Origin of the sequence: Sulfitobacter sp. BSw21498, assembly GCF_006064855.1 — a bacterium.
Taxonomy (GTDB): Bacteria; Pseudomonadota; Alphaproteobacteria; order Rhodobacterales; family Rhodobacteraceae; genus Sulfitobacter.
Window position 1 is genome coordinate 3,062,761 of the sequence record NZ_CP040753.1, and the last position, 18,826, is coordinate 3,081,586.

General features: G+C 54.7%; 22 protein-coding genes and 1 tRNA gene. 20 read left to right on the top strand and 3 right to left on the bottom strand.

Annotation, left to right across the window (positions count from 1 at the left end; translation table 11 throughout):
• Positions 1 to 2: 2 nt before the first annotated feature.
• The 5 genes from E5180_RS14795 to E5180_RS14815 are packed head-to-tail and all read left to right on the top strand — an operon-like array spanning position 3 to position 2,939.
• Positions 3 to 434, top strand: a complete 432-nt coding sequence (locus tag E5180_RS14795) for an HPr kinase/phosphorylase (protein ID WP_138925051.1) — start codon at positions 3 to 5, stop codon at positions 432 to 434.
• Positions 427 to 1,320, top strand: coding sequence for an RNase adapter RapZ (rapZ, locus tag E5180_RS14800; RefSeq protein WP_138925052.1), 894 nt, complete (start codon positions 427 to 429; stop codon positions 1,318 to 1,320). Before E5180_RS14795 ends, rapZ begins: the two co-directional genes overlap by 8 nt.
• Positions 1,317 to 1,709, top strand: coding sequence for a PTS sugar transporter subunit IIA (locus E5180_RS14805; protein WP_138925053.1), 393 nt, complete (start codon positions 1,317 to 1,319; stop codon positions 1,707 to 1,709). The genes rapZ and E5180_RS14805 overlap by 4 nt, the downstream gene beginning before the upstream one ends.
• A gap of 14 nt (positions 1,710 to 1,723) precedes the next feature.
• Entirely contained in the window at positions 1,724 to 1,993 is a 270-nt protein-coding gene (locus E5180_RS14810) for an HPr family phosphocarrier protein (protein WP_138925054.1), read from the top strand.
• Positions 1,994 to 2,048: 55 nt separating this feature from the next.
• Complete coding sequence (locus E5180_RS14815; protein WP_138925055.1) at positions 2,049 to 2,939, top strand: lysophospholipid acyltransferase family protein; 891 nt, start codon at positions 2,049 to 2,051, stop codon at positions 2,937 to 2,939.
• Between the two features lie 148 nt (positions 2,940 to 3,087).
• On the opposite strand, the gene E5180_RS14820 is transcribed toward E5180_RS14815, so the two are convergent.
• Entirely contained in the window at positions 3,088 to 5,409 is a 2,322-nt protein-coding gene (locus E5180_RS14820; RefSeq protein WP_138925056.1) for a DNA topoisomerase IV subunit A, read from the bottom strand.
• Positions 5,410 to 5,608: 199 nt separating this feature from the next.
• On the opposite strand from E5180_RS14820, the gene E5180_RS14825 reads away from it, so the two are divergent.
• From E5180_RS14825 to E5180_RS14850, 6 genes are all read left to right on the top strand, one after another.
• The gene (locus E5180_RS14825) at positions 5,609 to 6,229 is read left to right on the top strand and encodes an SH3 domain-containing protein (protein WP_138925057.1); all 621 of its coding nucleotides are present in this window, start codon (positions 5,609 to 5,611) and stop codon (positions 6,227 to 6,229) included.
• Between the two features lie 26 nt (positions 6,230 to 6,255).
• Complete coding sequence (locus E5180_RS14830) at positions 6,256 to 7,086, top strand: SDR family oxidoreductase (protein WP_138925058.1); 831 nt, start codon at positions 6,256 to 6,258, stop codon at positions 7,084 to 7,086.
• 58 nt (positions 7,087 to 7,144) lie between these two features.
• On the top strand, positions 7,145 to 7,351 hold the full coding sequence (locus E5180_RS14835) for a twin transmembrane helix small protein (protein WP_138925059.1): 207 nt from the start codon (positions 7,145 to 7,147) through the stop codon (positions 7,349 to 7,351).
• The gene (locus tag E5180_RS14840; RefSeq protein WP_138925060.1) at positions 7,351 to 7,923 is read left to right on the top strand and encodes a cob(I)yrinic acid a,c-diamide adenosyltransferase; all 573 of its coding nucleotides are present in this window, start codon (positions 7,351 to 7,353) and stop codon (positions 7,921 to 7,923) included. The genes E5180_RS14835 and E5180_RS14840 overlap by 1 nt, the downstream gene beginning before the upstream one ends.
• A gap of 146 nt (positions 7,924 to 8,069) precedes the next feature.
• On the top strand, positions 8,070 to 8,828 hold the full coding sequence (locus E5180_RS14845) for an electron transfer flavoprotein subunit beta/FixA family protein (RefSeq protein WP_138925061.1): 759 nt from the start codon (positions 8,070 to 8,072) through the stop codon (positions 8,826 to 8,828).
• On the top strand, positions 8,828 to 9,754 hold the full coding sequence (locus E5180_RS14850) for an electron transfer flavoprotein subunit alpha/FixB family protein (RefSeq protein WP_138925062.1): 927 nt from the start codon (positions 8,828 to 8,830) through the stop codon (positions 9,752 to 9,754). Before E5180_RS14845 ends, E5180_RS14850 begins: the two co-directional genes overlap by 1 nt.
• A 50-nt stretch (positions 9,755 to 9,804) precedes the next feature.
• Here E5180_RS14850 and E5180_RS14855 read toward each other — a convergent pair whose 3' ends face one another.
• Positions 9,805 to 10,629, bottom strand: a complete 825-nt coding sequence (locus tag E5180_RS14855; RefSeq protein ID WP_254700499.1) for a DUF6473 family protein — start codon at positions 10,627 to 10,629, stop codon at positions 9,805 to 9,807.
• A 158-nt stretch (positions 10,630 to 10,787) separates the two neighbouring features.
• On the opposite strand from E5180_RS14855, the gene E5180_RS14860 reads away from it, so the two are divergent.
• Positions 10,788 to 11,663, top strand: a complete 876-nt coding sequence (locus E5180_RS14860; protein ID WP_138925063.1) for a 3-hydroxybutyryl-CoA dehydrogenase — start codon at positions 10,788 to 10,790, stop codon at positions 11,661 to 11,663.
• A 267-nt stretch (positions 11,664 to 11,930) separates the two neighbouring features.
• Here the strand turns inward: E5180_RS14860 and E5180_RS14865 are convergent, their stop codons facing one another.
• The gene (locus E5180_RS14865) at positions 11,931 to 13,280 is read right to left on the bottom strand and encodes a cytochrome P450 (RefSeq protein WP_138925064.1); all 1,350 of its coding nucleotides are present in this window, start codon (positions 13,278 to 13,280) and stop codon (positions 11,931 to 11,933) included.
• Positions 13,281 to 13,383: 103 nt separating this feature from the next.
• On the opposite strand from E5180_RS14865, the gene E5180_RS14870 reads away from it, so the two are divergent.
• The 8 genes from E5180_RS14870 to rplJ all read left to right on the top strand — a co-directional run bounded on the left by E5180_RS14870 (position 13,384) and on the right by rplJ (position 18,826).
• Entirely contained in the window at positions 13,384 to 14,007 is a 624-nt protein-coding gene (locus E5180_RS14870; RefSeq protein ID WP_254700500.1) for a hypothetical protein, read from the top strand.
• Between the two features lie 132 nt (positions 14,008 to 14,139).
• Positions 14,140 to 15,315: an elongation factor Tu gene (gene tuf / locus E5180_RS14875; RefSeq protein ID WP_138925065.1), complete on the top strand. Its 1,176-nt coding sequence runs from the start codon at positions 14,140 to 14,142 to the stop codon at positions 15,313 to 15,315.
• Between the two features lie 161 nt (positions 15,316 to 15,476).
• Positions 15,477 to 15,552: transfer RNA gene (locus E5180_RS14880), tRNA-Trp, on the top strand.
• A 127-nt stretch (positions 15,553 to 15,679) separates the two neighbouring features.
• Positions 15,680 to 15,877 (top strand): preprotein translocase subunit SecE, encoded by a 198-nt coding sequence (gene secE, locus E5180_RS15775; RefSeq protein WP_093734401.1) that lies wholly within the window; start codon positions 15,680 to 15,682, stop codon positions 15,875 to 15,877.
• Positions 15,878 to 16,081: 204 nt separating this feature from the next.
• A complete protein-coding gene (nusG, locus tag E5180_RS14890) occupies positions 16,082 to 16,615 on the top strand; it encodes a transcription termination/antitermination protein NusG (protein ID WP_138925067.1) in 534 nt (177 codons plus the stop codon).
• A 159-nt stretch (positions 16,616 to 16,774) separates the two neighbouring features.
• The gene (gene rplK, locus E5180_RS14895) at positions 16,775 to 17,200 is read left to right on the top strand and encodes a 50S ribosomal protein L11 (RefSeq protein WP_005849876.1); all 426 of its coding nucleotides are present in this window, start codon (positions 16,775 to 16,777) and stop codon (positions 17,198 to 17,200) included.
• 1 nt (position 17,201) lies between these two features.
• A complete protein-coding gene (rplA, locus tag E5180_RS14900; protein ID WP_138925068.1) occupies positions 17,202 to 17,900 on the top strand; it encodes a 50S ribosomal protein L1 in 699 nt (232 codons plus the stop codon).
• A gap of 410 nt (positions 17,901 to 18,310) precedes the next feature.
• Positions 18,311 to 18,826 carry a 50S ribosomal protein L10 gene (gene rplJ / locus E5180_RS14905; RefSeq protein WP_138925069.1) on the top strand — a complete coding sequence of 172 codons (516 nt, stop codon included), beginning with the start codon at positions 18,311 to 18,313 and terminating at the stop codon, positions 18,824 to 18,826.

Sequence of the window (18,826 nt, forward strand, 5' to 3'; positions counted from 1 at the left end):
CCATGTCACCGACGACTACGATCCACGCCACTACCGTTGCTGTTAACGGTCGTGGTGTGATGATACGCGGAGCTTCGGGCAGGGGGAAATCTGCGCTGGCATTGCAGATGATCGCAATGGGGGCCGAGCTTGTATCGGATGACCGTACAAGTCTGATCGTGCACGAAAATCGGCTTATCGCTAGCCCGCCCGACGCGATACAAGGCATGATCGAAGCGCGCGGCGTCGGGATACTGACCTTGAAATATCGCGTAGAGATGCCGATTTACCTCATAATAGATCTCAACAAAGATGAACCCGATCGCCTTCCCGAAATACGCTACGACGAGGTGATGGGAGTCGCTGTTCGATGTCTTTGGCGGTGCAATGGACCACATTTCGCTGCTTCTGTTTACTTGATGGCAAATATGATGGACTACCCAGCATATGACTGAGGCAATGACATCCAACCGGCGAATTGTGCTAGTGACCGGCCCGGCAGGGGCAGGGCGCTCTTCCACGCTGAATGTGTTGGAGGATGCCGGTTTTGAGGCGATCGATAACATCCCGATGCGGATGTTGCGTGCATTGATCGAGGCACCTGGGCAGCTGCGCCCGATGGCTCTTGGCGTTGACCTGCGCAATCGCGACTTTTCGACGGATCGCGTTATCGAGCTAATGGCGGACATGAGATCACGTCCCGACATCGACATCGAACTTCTTTACCTCGATTGCGATACCAATGTCTTGCTACGCCGATTTTCCGAAACGCGCAGGCGCCATCCGATGACAGCATCAGCGACACCCATTGAAGGTATCGTGCGTGAGAAAGAACTGCTTGAACCGGTTTTGACTCTCGCTGACGTTTTGATCGATACATCAGACCTGAATGTGCATCAGCTCAGATCAGAGGTAGAGCGCTGGTTCGCACTTGATGGCGCACGCCATTTGACGGTTTCGGTCCAATCATTTTCGTATAAACGCGGGCTGCCGCGCAGTGCTGATATGGTCTTCGACTGCCGCTTTCTGCGAAACCCCTATTGGGAACCCGCTCTTCGGAGCATGAATGGCACCCAGCAACCTGTGGCTGACTACGTCGGGGCCGATCCCTTGTTCGCAAACTTTGCGACGCAGGTAAATTCTCTGTGTGAATTGGTCCTGCCCGCCTGCAAGACCGAGGGGAAATCACATATCTCTCTTGCGTTTGGCTGCACAGGGGGGCAACACCGTTCCGTAACTTTGGCCGAATATCTGGCATCCAGCCTGTCGAAAGACGGCTGGCAGGTCTCGGTTAGGCACCGCGAATTAGATCGTAGCAAACGGGAAGAGACATCGCGTTGATTGGTATTGTGATTGTTGCACACGGCGGGTTGGCCAAGGAATATTTGGCCGCGATCGAGCATGTCGTCGGGTCGCAAAATGGTGTGCGCGCTATTGCGATTTACGCGGACCACGATCGCACCGAGAAGCAGCAAGAGATCTGTCAGGCGGCCGATGCCGTGGACACCGGTAACGGGGTGATTGTCGTGACTGACCTCTTTGGTGGGTCACCTTCGAACCTTAGCCTGCTCGCATGCCGTCCCGAAAATCGCCGCATCCTTTATGGCGCAAACTTGCCGATGTTGATCAAGCTAGCCAAGTCCCGTGACTTGGAAGTGCCAGAAGCGGTGCGCGCAGCCTTGGCGGCGGGCAGAAAATACATCGATAGCCAAAACGTTAGTGCGGAATAGCAAGGCCCTATTATATGACCCAAGTTTCACTGAAAATTGTAAACGAAAAAGGCTTGCACGCCCGCGCCTCTGCCAAACTGGTCGAAGTTGTCGAAGCGTTCGACGCACGTGCGGAAGTCAGCAAAGATGGTATGTCGGCTTCGGGCGACAGCATCATGGGCTTGCTTATGCTCGCGGCCTCTAAAGGATGCACGATTGATGTACAAACGTCGGGACCTGATCAAGACGCGCTGGCAGATGCCCTGACAGCCTTGGTGGCTGATAAATTCGGTGAGGGCAACTGATCGTCCGTTTTCGATGGCTGCTGTCGGTTGCCTTGAAGGGTAAAAGGTTAAAGATATGACGGAGAATGCGCAAAGCGGTCCCGCGCCATTATTAAATGATGAAACCGGGGAGCCGGTAACCTTTACCAAATATGATCGCAGCAGCCTTTCTTATGCCTCTACATTCGATCACCCGTTAAAGTCAGGTCTCATCAGCGCTATTGAACTGTTCACCGGAAAACTCAAGGTGCTTCGGTTGATTCGACAGTTTGAAAAACAAGGGGCACCGACGGGCCAGGGATTCTGGCGCGCTGCTCTGGATACCATGGGCATCGACTTGACGACGCCGCAGGAGCAGTTGGACCGTATCCCAAAAAACGGACCCGTTGTCGTCGTTGCGAACCACCCGCATGGAATGGTCGACGGCATGATTTTTGCGGATCTTATTGGTCGAGTCCGGCCTGACTACCGCATCCTCACCCGATCTTTGTTAACCTCAATCGACGAAGTTGCGGGCAGCTATATGATCCCGGTGCCGTTTGCTCACGATCCTGATGCACAGCGCAAGGGCGTCGAAATGCGCGCGAAAGCGATGGCGCACCTAAGGGCGGGCGGCGTTGTCGCGCTTTTCCCGTCAGGCGTCGTCGCCGCCTCTGATACCATGTTTGGTCCAGCGATCGAAGCAGAGTGGAATGTCTTTACCGCGAAAATGATCCGTCGATCGGGGGCCAAGGTTGTGCCGATGCGGTTTCCCGGTGAAAATAGCCGTGCTTACCAAATCGCAAATAGGATATCGCCGATTTTGCGGCAGGGGTTGCTGCTGCACGAGATTGTCCATGCCTGCAATAAACCCCAGGGGCCGATTGTCGGTCATGCGCTGACACCGGAACAGATGAGCGCGAATGTAGATGACCCGCGTGGTTTTATGGCTTGGCTTCGGGCGCATACGCTTTCACTTGAAGCATAACGCTATGACTTAAGGCAATAAAATAAAGATCGGCGGCGTGCCCAAATGGGCGATTTTCGGTTGCTCTGGTCGGCGCATTTGTTGAACGACAGGTGGTCGTCAAATGCGCCTAGACAAGGATAGCGCCGAGATTGCGCGCACTGAACGATCAACCGAAACGGTTATCTCGCGGGAAACCACGTGGGGCCATTCGCCCGGCAGTAGCCCGTTTCCCAGTCCATTCAGTCAGGTCGGGCTCGGTGCGCGTGCGACCTGCCGGATCTTGCCAGCTCAAGCCATTCTCGGCATTGAAGGTGATTGCGTCAGACATACCACCATCTTTGTATTTCTGCAGTCGAACGCCTTTGCCGCGACCCATCTCTGGCAGCTCATCTAAGCCAAAGACCAAGACCTTGCGATTCTCACCAACGACAGCAACTGCATTTCCTGCCACAGGCGCACAGATCATCGCTTTGACGTCTCCCCGTACGTTAAGAACCTGTCTACCGGTCCGAGTTTGCGCCAACACCTCGTCTTCTGGCACAACGAAGCCATCACCGGCTGATGAAGCGACCAAGAGCTTCCGCCCGGGCTTGTGGATCAAAATATCGACAATTTGAACCTCGTTCGGCAGATCAACCATCAAGCGCAACGGTTCCCCCATTCCGCGCCCGCCGGGCAGGGTGGAGGCAGAAAGTGTATAGAAACGCCCATTCGTGCCGAAAACGAGCAACCTATCTGTTGTCTCTGCGTGAAAAATGAAGCGCGGCCCATCGCCGTCTTTGAACTTCAGCTCTCGGTTCAGGTCGATGTGGCCGGTCATCGCCCGGATCCACCCCATTTGCGAGCAAACCACGGTAATCGGTTCGCGGTCGATCATCGCCTCGAGTGGAACTTCTTCGACCACGCCGGCCTCGGCAAAGGTTGTTCTGCGACGACCAACGTTTTTGCCATCTAACGTCCAATCCTTGCCGAATTTCTTTTTCGTTTCGCGTAGCTGGTCAACGATTGTCGTCCACTGGGTCACTTCGTTTTCCAACAGGTCTTCGAGGCCGGCGCGTTCCGCCATCAGCGCGGATTGCTCGCGAAGAAGCTCAATCTCCTCCAGGCGTCGCAATGACCGCAAACGCATGTTCAAAATGGCGTCGGCCTGAACCTCGGACAGAGAGTGCTCGGTAGACGGGGCAGGCGGCACATAGCTGGATTCGTTCAGCGCACGCGCATGTTCCTTGCCCCAATCTTCCATCATCAGCGCGGATTTCGGGTCGTCGTCATAGCGAATGATATCAATGACGCGATCCAGGTTCAGGAACGCGATGATGAAGCCCTCGAGGACCTCAAGCCGATGATCGATCTTCTCCATGCGGTGCGCAGAACGCCGCTGCAGCACTTCACGACGGTGATCCAGAAACGCACGTAACACTTCTTTCATTGAACACACTTTGGGTGTGACGCCATCGATCAACACGTTCATGTTCAGGGAGAATCGCACCTCGAGATCCGAGCTACGATACAGCATCCCCATGAGGACCTCGGGATCGACGTTCTTTGAGCGCGGTTCAATGATCAGACGGATGTCTTCTGCCGATTCGTCGCGCACATCGCCCAGAATCGGAATCTTCTTGGTATGGATCAGCTCGGCGATCTTCTCTATGAGCTTCGATTTTTGTACTTGATAGGGGATTTCGGTGATGACGATTTGCCATGCGCCGCGGCCTAAATCTTCTGTTTCCCAGCGGCACCGCAGGCGGAAGCCACCTTTGCCAGTGCGATAAGCATTTGCAATGTTTTCAGGGGGTTCAACGATGATACCGCCGGTGGGGAAATCGGGGCCCTGGACAAAATTGAGCAAAGTGTCATCACGCGCGTCGGGCGTCTTGATGAGGTGAATGCACGCGTCGACCAGTTCCGAAATGTTATGCGGCGGTATGTTGGTCGCCATCCCGACCGCAATGCCCGACGACCCGTTCGCCAAAAGGTTCGGGAACTGCGCCGGCAAAACAACGGGCTCTGTCAGCGTGCCGTCGTAGTTTTCCCTAAAATCGACAGCATTTTCGTTCAAGCCCTCAAGCATAGCTTCGGCAACGGCTGTCATCCGAGCTTCGGTGTAGCGGCTTGCGGCGGGGTTATCGCCATCGATGTTGCCAAAGTTACCTTGTCCGTCAACCAACGGATAACGCACGTTAAAATCTTGAGCGAGACGCGCCATCGCATCGTAAATCGCGGCGTCACCATGCGGGTGATAGTTCCCCATTACGTCGCCGGAAATTTTTGCGGACTTCCGGAATCCCCCGGTGCTGTTAAGCCTCAGTTCACGCATTGCAAATAAGATACGCCGGTGAACGGGCTTCAAGCCATCGCGTGCATCAGGCAGCGCGCGGTGCATGATGGTAGAAAGCGCATAGGTCAGATACCGGTCCCCCAAGGCGCGGCGTAACGGCTCTGACGAATTGCGAGAATCTTGATCGGCGGGGGTGGTTATATCTGACATTTTCCTTGTTTAGCTAAGGGCGCGCGACGCGGCAAGCGACTGTTTGAAGTGCGCTCGTATCGCCGGAGAAGTGCGCTCTTTAGCAACCAATGTTTCAATCAAGTTGGAACGTTTTCCCAGCTTTTGTGTTAGGTCTCACAAGAGGGCCTATAAAGCCTTGCACCGGAACGGTGCCGGTCAATACTTCGGGGGATGTGCGATGAAACGGTTTATTTTTCTGACTTTTGGATTTCTGGGTTGGGCATTCTTTGAAATGAGCGGCGGGGTTGATTTTCAACCTGCCAGCGCGCGCATGACGGCAAACGCCGACGAGCCTCCGCGAGCAATCCAGAAAGTTGCAGCGGATGAGCCCAAAAATGTGGTTGAGCCTGCTGTCATATCCCGGGCAGTCGCAGCTGCTCCCATTGCACCGACGCCTGCAGCTTTTGTGCCGGGACCAAGTGCCGGTAATGCCGCAGAGGTGCAAAATGTTTCCGTCACTCTAACCTCGTTGAGGTCCCTGAACGGCAATGTTGCTACGTCTGACAATGCTAACTCTAATGCGAACAATGCACCGATTGTTATTCCAAGCCTGATTGCACCCAATGATGCTGAAACGACGCTAGTTGAAGTGGGTTCCGAAGGCGTTATCCGCTCTGTATCAGGTAGCCGTGTAAACGTGCGCGGCGGTCCGGGAACAGATTATCAGGTTGTCGCCAAGCTCGGCCGTGGCGATTCGGTGGAAGTGATCCAGGATAACGGAGACGGCTGGGTGAAGATGCGTTCACTGGGTGGCGGCCAAGAGGGTTGGATGGCCGATTTCCTTCTGTCGAACGGCTGATCATAGGTGTGAAGAGAAATAGCGGTTTGGCGGAGCAACGCTCGATACTGATTACCGGATGCTCTTCGGGTATCGGATATGCTGCAGCCCATGCATTGCGCGAACGTGGCTGGAATGTATTCGCCTCGTGCCGCCAGCAGAAAGACTGTGATCGGCTCATCGCCGCCGGATTTAATGCGCCGCAGTTAGATTACACTGATAAGGCCACTATCGCTGCCGCGGTTAACCACATCCTTGATAGCACTGGTGGCAAGCTGGATGCCGTTTATAATAACGGTGCCCACGCAACCCCCGGGGCGGTGGAGGATTTGCCAACAGCCGCATTAAGGGAGATTTTCGAGAGTAATTTCTTCGGTTGGCATGAGCTGACGCGAAGCATCCTCCCCGTTATGCGGGCTCAGGGTCACGGACGAATTATTCAGTGTTCGTCAGTGCTTGGTCTGGTCACTATGCCTTGGCGTGGTGCTTATAATGCGACAAAATTTGCCTTGGAAGGGTTGACGGACACCCTGCGGATCGAACTGCGCGACACCCCCATCCATGTGAGTTTGATCGAGCCCGGACCAATCACCTCTAATATTCGCGCGAATTCTATTCCTTATTTCGAGCGTTGGATTAATTGGGAAGCATCCCCCCGAAAAGCGCAGTACGAAAAGCAGCTTTTGGACAGGCTGTACACGGAGCGAGGGCCAGACAGGTTCGAACTTCCTCCGCAAGCTGTGATTGACAAGCTCATACATGCGCTCGAATCCGACAGGCCGCGACCGCGATATTATGTCACGACGCCCACCCATATCTCGGGCATTCTAAGGCGTATTTTGCCTACGCGCGCACTTGACTGGGTGCTGTCGCGATAAATACGGGTTGCGCTGAGGAATGACCCCGCTACATCTTTCAGCAACACAAAGGATCCTTATGTTCGCTGACCCGTTGTATATCTTAACCGTCATTGCCGTGATCGCGGTTGTTATCGTCCTAATCTTTGGGTTGGGCGGCTTCGCCGGCGGCGGCGAGTTTAATCGGCGCAATTCAAATAAAATTATGCGACTGCGTATTATCGCGCAGTTCATCGCCGTCGTTCTCATCGTCATCTATGTTTATCTGCGAAAGGACACAGGCTGATGGTTGTTCTTAATAAAATTTACACCCGTACCGGGGATAAGGGCGAAACCGCATTGGGAAACGGGGACCGCATTGCCAAACACGACCTGCGGGTCGAAGCCTATGGCACGTCGGACGAATTGAATTGCTTTGTTGGCGTCGCGCGGCTTGAGGCAAAGGGCGAAACCGACACAGCCCTGTCGCGCATCCAGAACGATCTATTCGACCTTGGCGCGGATCTTTGTCGGCCGGATATGGAGGCGGACGCCGAGGCAGAATACCCCCCTCTGCGTCTTGCAGTAGAACAGGTTGACAGGCTTGAGCGGGAAATCGATGTAATGAACGCCGAACTATCGCCGTTGCGCAGCTTTATTCTACCTGGTGGCACCGCGCTCGCCGCACATCTGCACGTTTGTCGGACCGTCGCCCGCCGTGCAGAGCGTCTTGCTGTGCAGTTGGCAGGCCGCGACACGATTAACCCTGCAGCTATCAAATATCTCAACCGGCTAAGCGATTGGTTTTTCGTCGCAGCCCGAGTGTCGAACAACGGCGGGAAAGACGATGTATTGTGGGTGCCCGGCGCAAATCGCTAAAGCTGCCAGTCAGGAACGCCGCGTCGAAAGACAATAAATTACTATTTTTGACTGTTTTGCATTCGATTGCTTCGTTACACCGACGAAGAGTTCACATGATCTGGGCCGTAATGGCTTTGATCGTCAACTGAGGAGAGAGAACGCTCATGAAGGTACTGGTACCTGTAAAGCGCGTGATCGACTACAACGTGAAAGTACGCGTCAAAGCGGACGGCACGGGTGTTGATCTTGCCAACGTAAAAATGTCGATGAACCCGTTTGACGAAATTTCCGTCGAACAAGCGATCCGCATGAAAGAGGCCGGCCAGGTCGAAGAAGTTGTGGTCGTCTCCATCGGCGTGAAACAGGCGCAGGAAACGCTGCGCACGGCGCTTGCAATGGGCGCGGACCGCGCAATTCTGATCGTTGCTGCAGATGATGTGCACAATGACATCGAGCCTCTGACCGTCGCGAAGATCCTGAAGGGTGTTGTCGACGAAGAGCAGCCGAACCTTGTTCTTTGTGGTAAGCAAGCGATCGACAATGATATGAACGCAACCGGCCAGATGCTTTCCGCTCTGCTGGGGTGGTCGCAAGCGACATTCGCGTCCAAAGTCGACATCGACGGTGACAGCGCCGTTGTTACACGTGAAGTCGACGGCGGTTTGCAGACTATTAAGGTTTCCATGCCTACAGTCGTCACCGTGGACCTGCGCTTGAACGAACCACGCTACGCGTCGCTGCCTAACATCATGAAGGCCAAGAAAAAGCCTTTGGACGAGAAAACACCCGCTGATTATGGCGTTGAGGTTTCCAACCGTTTGGAAATCATCAAGACGGTTGAGCCGGCAGAACGTGCTGCGGGCATCAAGGTCGATTCGGTTGACGAACTGGTTGCGAAACTTAAAGAAGCGGGGGCTGTATAATGGCTGTTCTACTCCTTGCAGAAGTAACTGACGGCGAATTGGCGCTCGACGCGACATCGAAGGCCGTTTCTGCGGCCAAGATGTTGGGCGACGTCACTGTGCTTTGCGCGGGCGGCTCTGCCGCAGCTGCGGGTGAAGCGGCCGCCAAGATCGATGGCGTCTCCAAGGTTTTGGTGGCTGAAGATGAAACTCTCGGTCATCGCCTTGCGGAATCAACTGCAGCATTGATCGTATCCCTCGCCGATGGTTACGATCACATCGCGGCGCCAGCGACGACAGACGCCAAAAACGTTATGCCACGCGTTGCAGCTTTGCTTGACGTGATGTTGCTGTCAGATGTGTCCGGCGTTGTAGATGCTGATACCTTTGAACGCCCGATCTATGCGGGCAACGCGATTCAAACAGTAAAGTCATCGGACGCGAAAAAGGTCATCACCTTCCGCATAACTACATTCGATGCTGCGGGTGACGGCGGCTCTGCTTCGGTCGAAACTGTTTCTGCAGCGGCTGATCCCGGACTGTCCACGTGGGTTGAAGATCACGTCGCCGAAAGCGATCGTCCCGAGCTTACATCGGCTGGCGTTGTTGTTTCTGGTGGCCGTGGTGTCGGCTCCGAAGAAGACTTTGCTTTGATCGAAAAACTGGCGGACAAACTGGGTGCCGCTGTAGGGGCATCGCGCGCCGCAGTTGATTCCGGTTACGCTCCGAATGACTGGCAGGTCGGCCAGACCGGCAAAGTTGTCGCACCCGACCTGTATGTCGCGATTGGTATTTCCGGTGCGATCCAGCACTTGGCCGGTATGAAAGACAGCAAAATCATTGTTGCCATCAACAAAGACGAAGAAGCGCCAATCTTCCAGGTTGCTGATTATGGTTTGGTCGCTGATCTGTTTGAAGCGGTTCCGGAACTTATTGAAAAACTGTAATCCTTCCGGATTATGAACTAAAAGGTCCGCCTACGTTGGCGGGCCTTTTTTTATGCTAAACGCCGTATTGTTGGCCCCAGAACATCTGCAATCTCACGGTGTGCTCGAACGCCGGCCAGCTGGGCCGCCTGCTTTTTCTCCTCCTTCGGAAAAACCATACCCGTTGTGCCCTCAGAAACGGCGCGCCGAGATGGTGAAACCTGAATCAGCTTTGCAGCCATGGTTTCAACCTGCGCTATCATCCTCTGTGTGACAAATAGGGGGGCGGACCCGATGGTTGGATCGCTCGTTGATACCTCGTCATGGGCATTCAGCCATAACAGCACGCTAGGTCCGGTCATGCGCCCAATAAGCAGCCTCATGCGCGCAACCCAGGCTTCCTGCAATTCATTAACCACGAGTTCAAAACGTGTGTTCGACACTGTCCATAGTGCGTTCAAAAGGTGGCGGGTAAAGTGAAACTCAGCAAAGTCAACTTCCGGATAGATCGAGCAGAGGAGTTTAGAGGGGGCTATAAAACGGTCGTTGCGGCGGGGATGAACCGAATAGTATCGATTGGTCATATTATGCGCACCCGTGACCTGCACCACAGTGACTTGTGCTGCGCTAGCGAGACGCATGATTTCGTCGTCGCGAAGAAATACGTCAACACCGGCGCTTGGGGTGCCAAGATTCAGGCAAGGCAAGGCAACCTGACGCTCTACAAGCGCCGGGAACGGCAACGCTATATATCGGCCGAAGGTTTTCGCCCCCCCCATAAACGCCACGTAGGGAACCGAGGTTTTCTGAGGCGGTCCCCTAAATTGTAGTTTCGACGCGCCATAGCGACACAGTGCATAATCAAGCCCCCCCAGCTTCCGGATTTCGCAACTCATAGCTTTCGCCCTATGCCAACTCATTCTGGCCGTAGGATGGCCATAAGTATTTTCGATTCCCTTAAAGTTCGGATTTATGAAAAGCTGTCATGAATTCCAGCCCTTGCGGCTGCTACCCCGCCCGCTTTATGCTGCAGCGAAACAAGAGGGGACAGCGCATGGATATCCAGACAATAGGCATCGTCGGCGCGGGCCAGATGGGCAACGGCATCGCCCATGTTATGGCTCTGGCAGGCTATGACGTGCTGTTGAATGACGTGAGCGCAGAGGCCCTGCAAAAGGCCGTGGATACGATCACCGGTAATCTGGATCGGCAGGTCGGCCGCGGGAAGGTTTCAGAAGCCGACCGTGACGCAACATTGAAAAGAATTGTTACGACACAGACCCTTGCCGACTTGGGGCAGAGCGATCTCGTGATCGAAGCGGCGACCGAACGCGAAACAGTTAAACAGGCGATCTTCGAAGATTTGATCCCCCATCTCAAGCCGACGACAATCCTAACATCGAACACGTCCTCGATTTCAATCACGAGACTCGCAAGTCGCACCGACCGCCCCGAAAAATTCATGGGCTTTCACTTTATGAACCCGGTTCCGGTGATGCAGCTCGTCGAGCTTATTCGCGGGATCGCGACGGATAAAGAAACCTTTGCGGCTTGCCGTACTGTCGTTGAAAAATTGGGTAAAACGGCGGCTTCGGCCGAAGATTTCCCGGCATTTATCGTAAATCGAATCTTGATGCCGATGATCAACGAAGCTGTTTATACGCTTTACGAAGGCGTGGGGTCGGTAGAGTCGATCGACAGCTCTTTGAAGCTTGGCGCGAACCACCCAATGGGCCCGCTAGAGCTTGCCGATTTCATCGGTCTGGACACCTGTCTGGCCATTATGAACGTGTTGCATGACGGTTTGGCTGATACGAAATATCGCCCTTGTCCCTTGCTCACCAAATATGTTGAAGCTGGATGGCTGGGGCGCAAAACGCAACGGGGTTTTTATGACTATCGCGGTGATGTCCCTGTTCCCACAAGGTAATTTATTGTTGAAAGCCCTGCGCCAGTTTGTCGACCGAACGGCTATCTGGTGAGTTTCATGCGATTTCTGACAGTCTCTTGCTACCATCGTGAAGCGGCTTGGAATCATAACTGGCAGGTCCGAGGGAGCTTTTGGCGAAGCGAAGAAGCTTTTTAAAGCGCCTCGGTATTCGCCCAGAAGAGTACCCGGGAACATCCTGCCGTCAGAATTTATGTATCACCTTAGCGTAAGGGTCCGCGTCGGAAATTGTCGGTCGCAGGGGATAGGTTAAACGGGCGTCGCTGTTAACCAGACGCCGCCCTCGGGACGCAGTGTCAATATCATGACCGGCTTAGGGTCTTTGCCGCTGACCGGGTTAAAACGGAAGCGTGATAGCAATGTTGCAAGGATAATCACGGCTTCCTGCTGCGCGAAGGAGGCACCGATACAAATTCGCGGACCGTCGCCAAACGGGAGATAGGCGTAGCGATCAATTGCCTTGCGATTGCGGAACCGGTCGGGGTCAAAAGCATCAGGGTTTTCCCATAGCAACCGATGGCGACCAAGTGCGTAAATCGGAATCATTACCGTATCGCCTGGCTTGACCTCTCTGTTGCTCAGAATGTCGTGCTTTTGTGCCGTGCGTGATATGATGCCGGCTGCCGGATATAGGCGGAGCGTTTCGTCAATGATTTGACGGATATAGGGCAGATGTTCGACATCCGCGCCGGTCGCTGCACGTCCTGCCAAGACACTTTGTGCTTCGGCGCGAGCTTTGTCCTGAACCGTTTGATCGAACCCGACCAGATATAGCGCCCATGACAAGGTGAGCGCGGTCGTCTCGTGCCCGGCGACGATAAATGTCAGTAAATTGTCCCGAAGCTCTGCCGTATTCATTTGGCGTTTGGTCTCGGGATCGACACCGCCAAGTAGCAGGTCCAGCAGGTCCGGCACCTCGCTAGTGCCGCGCTGCGCGCGCGCATTTATGGCGTCGTCGGCAATCCGCTTCATGTCCCGAAGAGCGCGACCAGACATCGCGCGCCCGGGACGCGGTAGCCAATCGGGGAACCCAAGAATGTCGAAAAGGCTGATTTTTCCTGCTTCTGCGATGTACGCATCAATCGCCCGATGAACGGCGTCACGGTCAAAACGATCGCCGCCGGAAAATGTCACGTCCGAAATCACATCAAACGTCGTCGTCACCATCTCGTCCAGCAGGTTTATCGCAGCTGGTCCTGCTGACGCAATCCGATCGGCTGAACGCTCTGCAGCTGCAGTCATAATTGGCGACAAGTTTAACATATTACGATGTGAAAAGGCGGGTGCCACTGCGCGGCGCTGCCACCGCCACTGCGCACCCTCTGCGATGAACAGTGATTCCCCAATGGCCGGACGCAAAAGATTCTTTGTGACCAGCGACTTGGGATAGTCATCAACCCGGTCCAGCAGCATCTCGCGAATGGCGATGGGGTCCATCACCATGTGCCAGCGTTTGCCCATTTTTCCCGATACCATAGGCTGTTTGACGGCAAGTTCCGGAATAATACTCAACACATTGCGACGCGCCATCGCGAGGCTGCGGAACAGGCCTACGGGTTGGTTAATCAAAGCCACACGGGCGGGCAGGGGGCGATCCATGATGTTGTTCCTCGATCAGGCGGTCACACCGTAGCATGCAAAGCAGGCCCTGCCACTTTGGCAAACGTTGAACCTGAACCAGCCTTAGGGTATCGCAGAAGGCATGAATGCGCCAAGGAGGCTTGAAGTGGTTCGAATTTTATCAGCTTTGATCAGTATTGTTGTTCTTACGGCGTGTAACGGGGCGTCTGATCTCGACAAGCCGGCAGTGCCGCTGGGAGATTTTAACCTGTATCATAATATCGTCGTCGCACCGAAAGTGCAGAAGCTGCCGATCAGCCGTGAAGTCAGCAAAGAAGTCCTGACCACAGCCATCAAAGACGCCATCGCTGAACGGTTCGACCGATATAACGGGACGCGAAACTATCACTTCGGCGTTAGTGTTGAAGGGTATATTTTGGCACCTCCTGGTATTCCCCTTGTGCTTGCGCCCAAGTCGATCATGATTCTTAACCTCACCGTCTGGGATGACGCCGCAGGTAAGAAACTTACCGCAGAGCCGCATCAGATCACCGTGTTCGAATCTCTGGATCAGGGGCCTATCGTCGGGTCAGGCTATACCAAGACTGCTGAAGAGCAGCTCAAGAACCTTAGCCAGAATGCGGCAAAGTCGATCGAAAGTTATTTGGTCAAGCAAAATAAGGCCGAAGGCTGGTTCGAGCGGCCCGCAGATGCGGTCATTAAGCGCGCTGAAGTTGCCTCTGCGCCGGTAGTAACTGAAAATTAACGCGCATTTACATGAATTCTCGGGGGGTGTTTGGCCAACAGGTGCTTGATTTTATGCGCCAGACCCAATACATCGCCCGCCAGATAGGTTTGGGTCTAGTTTCAGGCCCTCGTTAATATAAAGGGCTGCACCATGGCTAAGGCAAAGTTTGAACGTAATAAACCACACGTTAACATCGGTACCATTGGTCACGTTGACCACGGTAAAACGACGTTGACCGCTGCGATCACGAAATACTTCGGCGACTTCCGCGCCTATGACCAAATCGACGGCGCGCCCGAAGAAAAAGCACGTGGTATCACTATTTCGACCGCGCACGTTGAGTATGAAACCGAAGCACGTCACTACGCACACGTCGACTGCCCCGGCCACGCTGACTATGTGAAAAACATGATCACCGGTGCGGCACAGATGGACGGCGCGATCCTGGTTGTGAACGCGGCTGATGGCCCCATGCCACAAACCCGCGAGCACATCCTGCTCGGTCGCCAGGTTGGTATCCCGACCATGGTTGTCTACATGAACAAAGTTGACCAGGTTGACGACGAAGAGCTGCTGGAATTGGTGGAAATGGAAATCCGCGAATTGCTGTCTTCCTACGACTACCCAGGCGACGACATGCCTGTGATTCCTGGTTCGGCTCTGCACGCAATGAACGGCACTCAGCCCGAAATTGGTGAGGAATCCATCCGCAAGTTGATGGCCGCTGTTGACGAATATATCCCGACACCAGCACGCGCTGTTGACCAGCCGTTCCTGATGCCAGTGGAAGACGTATTCTCGATCTCCGGTCGTGGTACTGTTGTGACCGGTCGTGTTGAGCGTGGCGTGATCAATGTTGGCGACAGCATTGAAATCGTTGGTATCCGTGACACGAAGACAACCACTTGTACCGGCGTTGAAATGTTCCGCAAGCTGCTGGATCGTGGGGAAGCTGGCGATAACGTTGGTGTTCTTCTGCGCGGTATCGAGCGTGAAGGCGTTGAGCGCGGTCAGGTTTTGTGTAAGCCTAAGTCGGTTAACCCACACACAAAGTTCACTGCCGAGGCGTATATCCTCACCAAAGAAGAGGGTGGCCGTCACACGCCGTTCTTCGCGAACTACCGTCCACAGTTCTACTTCCGGACCACAGACGTCACCGGTACCGTTCAGCTGCCAGAAGGCACTGAAATGGTTATGCCCGGCGACAACCTGCAGTTCGACGTTGAACTGATCGCCCCCATCGCGATGGAAGACGGTCTGCGTTTCGCGATCCGCGAAGGCGGCCGGACCGTTGGCGCAGGCGTTGTTTCCAAGATCAACGAATAAGCCGCTGGCGGGTCACCCCGCTGACAGCTGACAAAACGAAGGCCGCTCCTGTAAGGGGGCGGCCTTTTTCGTTGTGTGGCACCGGAAGGCATTATTCGCGAGCAATGCGTCTATCGGCACTTGATCCCCCGGAAAATATCGACTACCTCACCACTCGGCATAGGGGTTTAGCTCAGTTGGTAGAGCATCGGTCTCCAAAACCGAGGGTCGTGGGTTCGAGTCCCTCAGCCCCTGCCAATCTCACCACATGATCAACGCGCGCGAAGGCGCATGGCCGCTTGGGCAGGGCGCTGTATTTGAAGCCTTGAATTCAGTGCTTTTGACAGATACATCCCCACAATCGTTCGTATACAGGAAAACCGACATGGCCACAGTCAACCCGCTTCAGTTCATCCAGCAAGTGCGTTCCGAAGTATCCAAAGTCGTCTGGCCGACTCGTCGCGAAGTCATGCTCACCACGGTAATGGTGTTCATCCTCGCCGCTCTGACCGCAGTGTTCTTTGCGGTTGTGGATATTCTGATCCGCGGCGGCTTGCAGTATATTTTGTCGGCCTTCGGCTGATCCGGGGCGCGGCACTGTAAAAGCGCCGCGGACCTCTTGAAACATTTGTGATTGCGGGCTATCCCGCAGACCTGATCAAGAGGGGCGTGCGGCGATTCGTGTTGCGCGCCGATTTTTTGTTCACCGCCGGCCTGTTGTGACACGCTGGTTTTAAGAGAATTAGATGTAGCTGTTGCTGCATCACAAGACAGGGACCAAGTTCAGATGGCGAAAAGATGGTATTCGGTCAGTGTTTTGTCGAACTTCGAAAAGAAGATTGCCGAGCAAATCCGCACCACGGTCGCCGAGCAAGAGCTTGAGGACCAAATCGACGAAGTACTGGTCCCCACCGAAGAGGTGATCGAGGTTCGGCGCGGCAAGAAAGTCACGACAGAACGTCGGTTTATGCCCGGCTATGTGCTTGTACATATGGAGATGTCCGACCGCGGCTATCACTTGATAAACTCGATCAACCGCGTCACAGGGTTTTTGGGGCCGCAGGGCCGTCCAATGCCCATGCGTGACGCCGAAGTAACCGCGATTCTTGGCCGTGTCCAAGAGGGCGAAGAAACACCACGCACCTTGATCCACTTTGAAGTGGGCGAGCGGGTGAAGGTTGCCGATGGTCCGTTCGAGGATTTCGACGGCATGATCGAACAGGTCGACGACGAGAACCAGCGCCTCAAGGTTTCTGTGTCGATCTTTGGCCGGGAAACCCCGGTCGAGCTGGAATTCACTCAGGTCAACAAACAGGTCTGAGCGAGCGGCGGGGCGACCCGCCATACGGTGGCAACACCGTTCGTTTGTGGGAGGGGACAGCGGCGCGCCGCTCAACCGCACCACACTAGCAAGCGGCCACATCGCGATGTGGTCGTATAGGGTGAATGAAAGTTCACCGACATTAAAAGGAGAAGGCCAATGGCCAAGAAACTCGTCGGTACGATGAAGTTGCAAGTTAAAGCGGGTCAAGCGAACCCATCCCCACCCGTTGGCCCCGCACTGGGTCAGCGCGGGATCAACATCATGGAATTCTGTAAGGCGTTTAACGCCAAGACAGCGGACATGGAGCCAGGTGCCCCTTGCCCGACCGTGATCAGCTACTATCAGGACAAGTCCTTTACGATGGACATCAAGACGCCTCCAGCGTCCTACTACCTGAAGAAAGCCGCCAAGGTTAACTCCGGCGCGAAAACACCGAGCCGCGAAACCGTTGGTACCGTGACCACCAAGCAGCTGCGCGAGATTGCAGAAGCAAAAATGGCGGACCTGAGCGCTGTGGATGTTGAATCCGCGATGAAAATCATTCTGGGCTCCGCCCGCTCCATGGGCATCGAGGTTAAGTAAGATGGCAAAACTCGGAAAACGCACCCGCGCCGCACGCGAAGCATTCGTAGGCAAAGTAGATCTGACCGTTGAAGAAGCGGTATCTTTGATCAAAGCCAACGCAAACGCGAAATTTGATGAAACCATCGAGATCGCGATGAACCTTGGTGTTGACCCCCGTCACGCCGACCAAATGGTTCGCGGCGTTGTTGGCCTGCCAAACGGCACCGGCAAATCCGTTCGCGTTGCTGTATTTGCACGTGGCCCAAAGGCTGACGAAGCTCAAGCAGCTGGTGCCGACATCGTTGGCGCAGAAGACTTGATGGAAGCCATTCAAGGCGGCAAGATCGACTTTGATCGTTGCATCGCGACACCTGACATGATGCCGATCGTTGGTCGTCTTGGTAAGGTTCTTGGCCCACGTAACCTGATGCCAAACCCAAAAGTTGGTACAGTTACAATGGACATCAAAGAAGCTGTTGAAGCTGCCAAAGGCGGTCAGGTTCAGTTTAAAGCTGAAAAAGGCGGCGTTGTGCATGCTGGCATCGGCAAACTGTCCTTTGACGAAGCGAAGCTGGTTGAGAACGTACGTGCCTTTGTTGGTGCTGTGTCCAGAGCCAAGCCTACCGGTTCTAAGGGTGCTTACATGAAAAAGATCGCTCTGAGCTCGACAATGGGCCCAGGCGTCACTGTAGAAGTCGATAACGCTGTCACCGAGTAACTCGGAACAGTTAGTTTCTTGAATGGACGGGCCCCCTTGAAACCAAGGGGGCCCGTTCTCGTTTGGCGGTCGGACGAATGCCTGGGGGTAGGGCGCTGGTTCTAACGTTCGGTGGGGCGGTTTTCTCATCGCCTCGCGCGCATGAATTAACCTGAAACCAGATTAGCCCTTGGCAATCCGTGCCGCATCCCCTAAAACGCCCTCGATTCACTATGCATCGCATGGTGAGTCTTCTGTCCGAGACGAAGGGTGGCGCAAGCCTTAATTCCTTTCTGAGATGGGAGATGCAAGAATTACCGTTCGCGCAAGCGTGGGGCTATTTTGGCTTATTCCCGTAAAATGGACCAAGACTGTTCGCGTAAGCGGACTTAATTGAGCCGGGGGGCAACCCCCAGATTTGGAGTGAAACTGTGGATAGAGCCCAGAAAGAACAGTTGGTCGACGAGCTCGGCCAAATCTTCGAAAGCTCTGGCGTCGTTGTGGTTAGCCACTACGTCGGCCTGACAGTTGCTGATATGCAGGACCTTCGTGCGCGCGCTCGCGCTGCGGGCGGGGCCGTGCGTGTTGCCAAAAACAGGCTCGCCAAAATTGCCCTTGACGGAAAGCCATGCGAAAGCATTGCAGATCTCCTGACGGGTATGACCGTTCTGACCTATTCCGAAGACCCCGTGGCAGCAGCCAAGGTGGCCCAGGAATTCGCTAAAGAGAATGCAAAATTTGTCATTCTCGGCGGCGCAATGGGTGAGAACGCACTGGATGTCGCCGGTGTTGAAGCCGTGTCCAAGATGCCTTCGCGGGAGGAGCTTATCTCCACCATCGCGGGTATGCTGGGCGCACCTGCTTCCAACATCGCCGGGGCCATTGGCGCACCTGCAAGCAACATCGCTTCCATCTTGTCCACGATCGAGGACAAGGCGGCTGCGTAA

What these genes read in the sequence shown, in the direction of transcription:
- E5180_RS14795 (WP_138925051.1), top strand. Translation starts at nt 3, where the DNA reads ATGTCACCGACGACTACGATCCACGCCACTACCGTTGCTGTTAACGGT.
- rapZ (WP_138925052.1), top strand. Translation starts at nt 427, where the DNA reads ATGACTGAGGCAATGACATCCAACCGGCGAATTGTGCTAGTGACCGGC.
- E5180_RS14810 (WP_138925054.1), top strand. Translation starts at nt 1,724, where the DNA reads ATGACCCAAGTTTCACTGAAAATTGTAAACGAAAAAGGCTTGCACGCC.
- E5180_RS14815 (WP_138925055.1), top strand. Translation starts at nt 2,049, where the DNA reads ATGACGGAGAATGCGCAAAGCGGTCCCGCGCCATTATTAAATGATGAA.
- E5180_RS14820 (WP_138925056.1), bottom strand. Translation starts at nt 5,409, where the DNA reads ATGTCAGATATAACCACCCCCGCCGATCAAGATTCTCGCAATTCGTCA.
- E5180_RS14825 (WP_138925057.1), top strand. Translation starts at nt 5,609, where the DNA reads ATGAAACGGTTTATTTTTCTGACTTTTGGATTTCTGGGTTGGGCATTC.
- E5180_RS14835 (WP_138925059.1), top strand. Translation starts at nt 7,145, where the DNA reads ATGTTCGCTGACCCGTTGTATATCTTAACCGTCATTGCCGTGATCGCG.
- E5180_RS14840 (WP_138925060.1), top strand. Translation starts at nt 7,351, where the DNA reads ATGGTTGTTCTTAATAAAATTTACACCCGTACCGGGGATAAGGGCGAA.
- E5180_RS14845 (WP_138925061.1), top strand. Translation starts at nt 8,070, where the DNA reads ATGAAGGTACTGGTACCTGTAAAGCGCGTGATCGACTACAACGTGAAA.
- E5180_RS14850 (WP_138925062.1), top strand. Translation starts at nt 8,828, where the DNA reads ATGGCTGTTCTACTCCTTGCAGAAGTAACTGACGGCGAATTGGCGCTC.
- E5180_RS14855 (WP_254700499.1), bottom strand. Translation starts at nt 10,629, where the DNA reads ATGAGTTGCGAAATCCGGAAGCTGGGGGGGCTTGATTATGCACTGTGT.
- E5180_RS14860 (WP_138925063.1), top strand. Translation starts at nt 10,788, where the DNA reads ATGGATATCCAGACAATAGGCATCGTCGGCGCGGGCCAGATGGGCAAC.
- E5180_RS14865 (WP_138925064.1), bottom strand. Translation starts at nt 13,280, where the DNA reads ATGGATCGCCCCCTGCCCGCCCGTGTGGCTTTGATTAACCAACCCGTA.
- E5180_RS14870 (WP_254700500.1), top strand. Translation starts at nt 13,384, where the DNA reads ATGAATGCGCCAAGGAGGCTTGAAGTGGTTCGAATTTTATCAGCTTTG.
- tuf (WP_138925065.1), top strand. Translation starts at nt 14,140, where the DNA reads ATGGCTAAGGCAAAGTTTGAACGTAATAAACCACACGTTAACATCGGT.
- secE (WP_093734401.1), top strand. Translation starts at nt 15,680, where the DNA reads ATGGCCACAGTCAACCCGCTTCAGTTCATCCAGCAAGTGCGTTCCGAA.
- nusG (WP_138925067.1), top strand. Translation starts at nt 16,082, where the DNA reads ATGGCGAAAAGATGGTATTCGGTCAGTGTTTTGTCGAACTTCGAAAAG.
- rplK (WP_005849876.1), top strand. Translation starts at nt 16,775, where the DNA reads ATGGCCAAGAAACTCGTCGGTACGATGAAGTTGCAAGTTAAAGCGGGT.
- rplA (WP_138925068.1), top strand. Translation starts at nt 17,202, where the DNA reads ATGGCAAAACTCGGAAAACGCACCCGCGCCGCACGCGAAGCATTCGTA.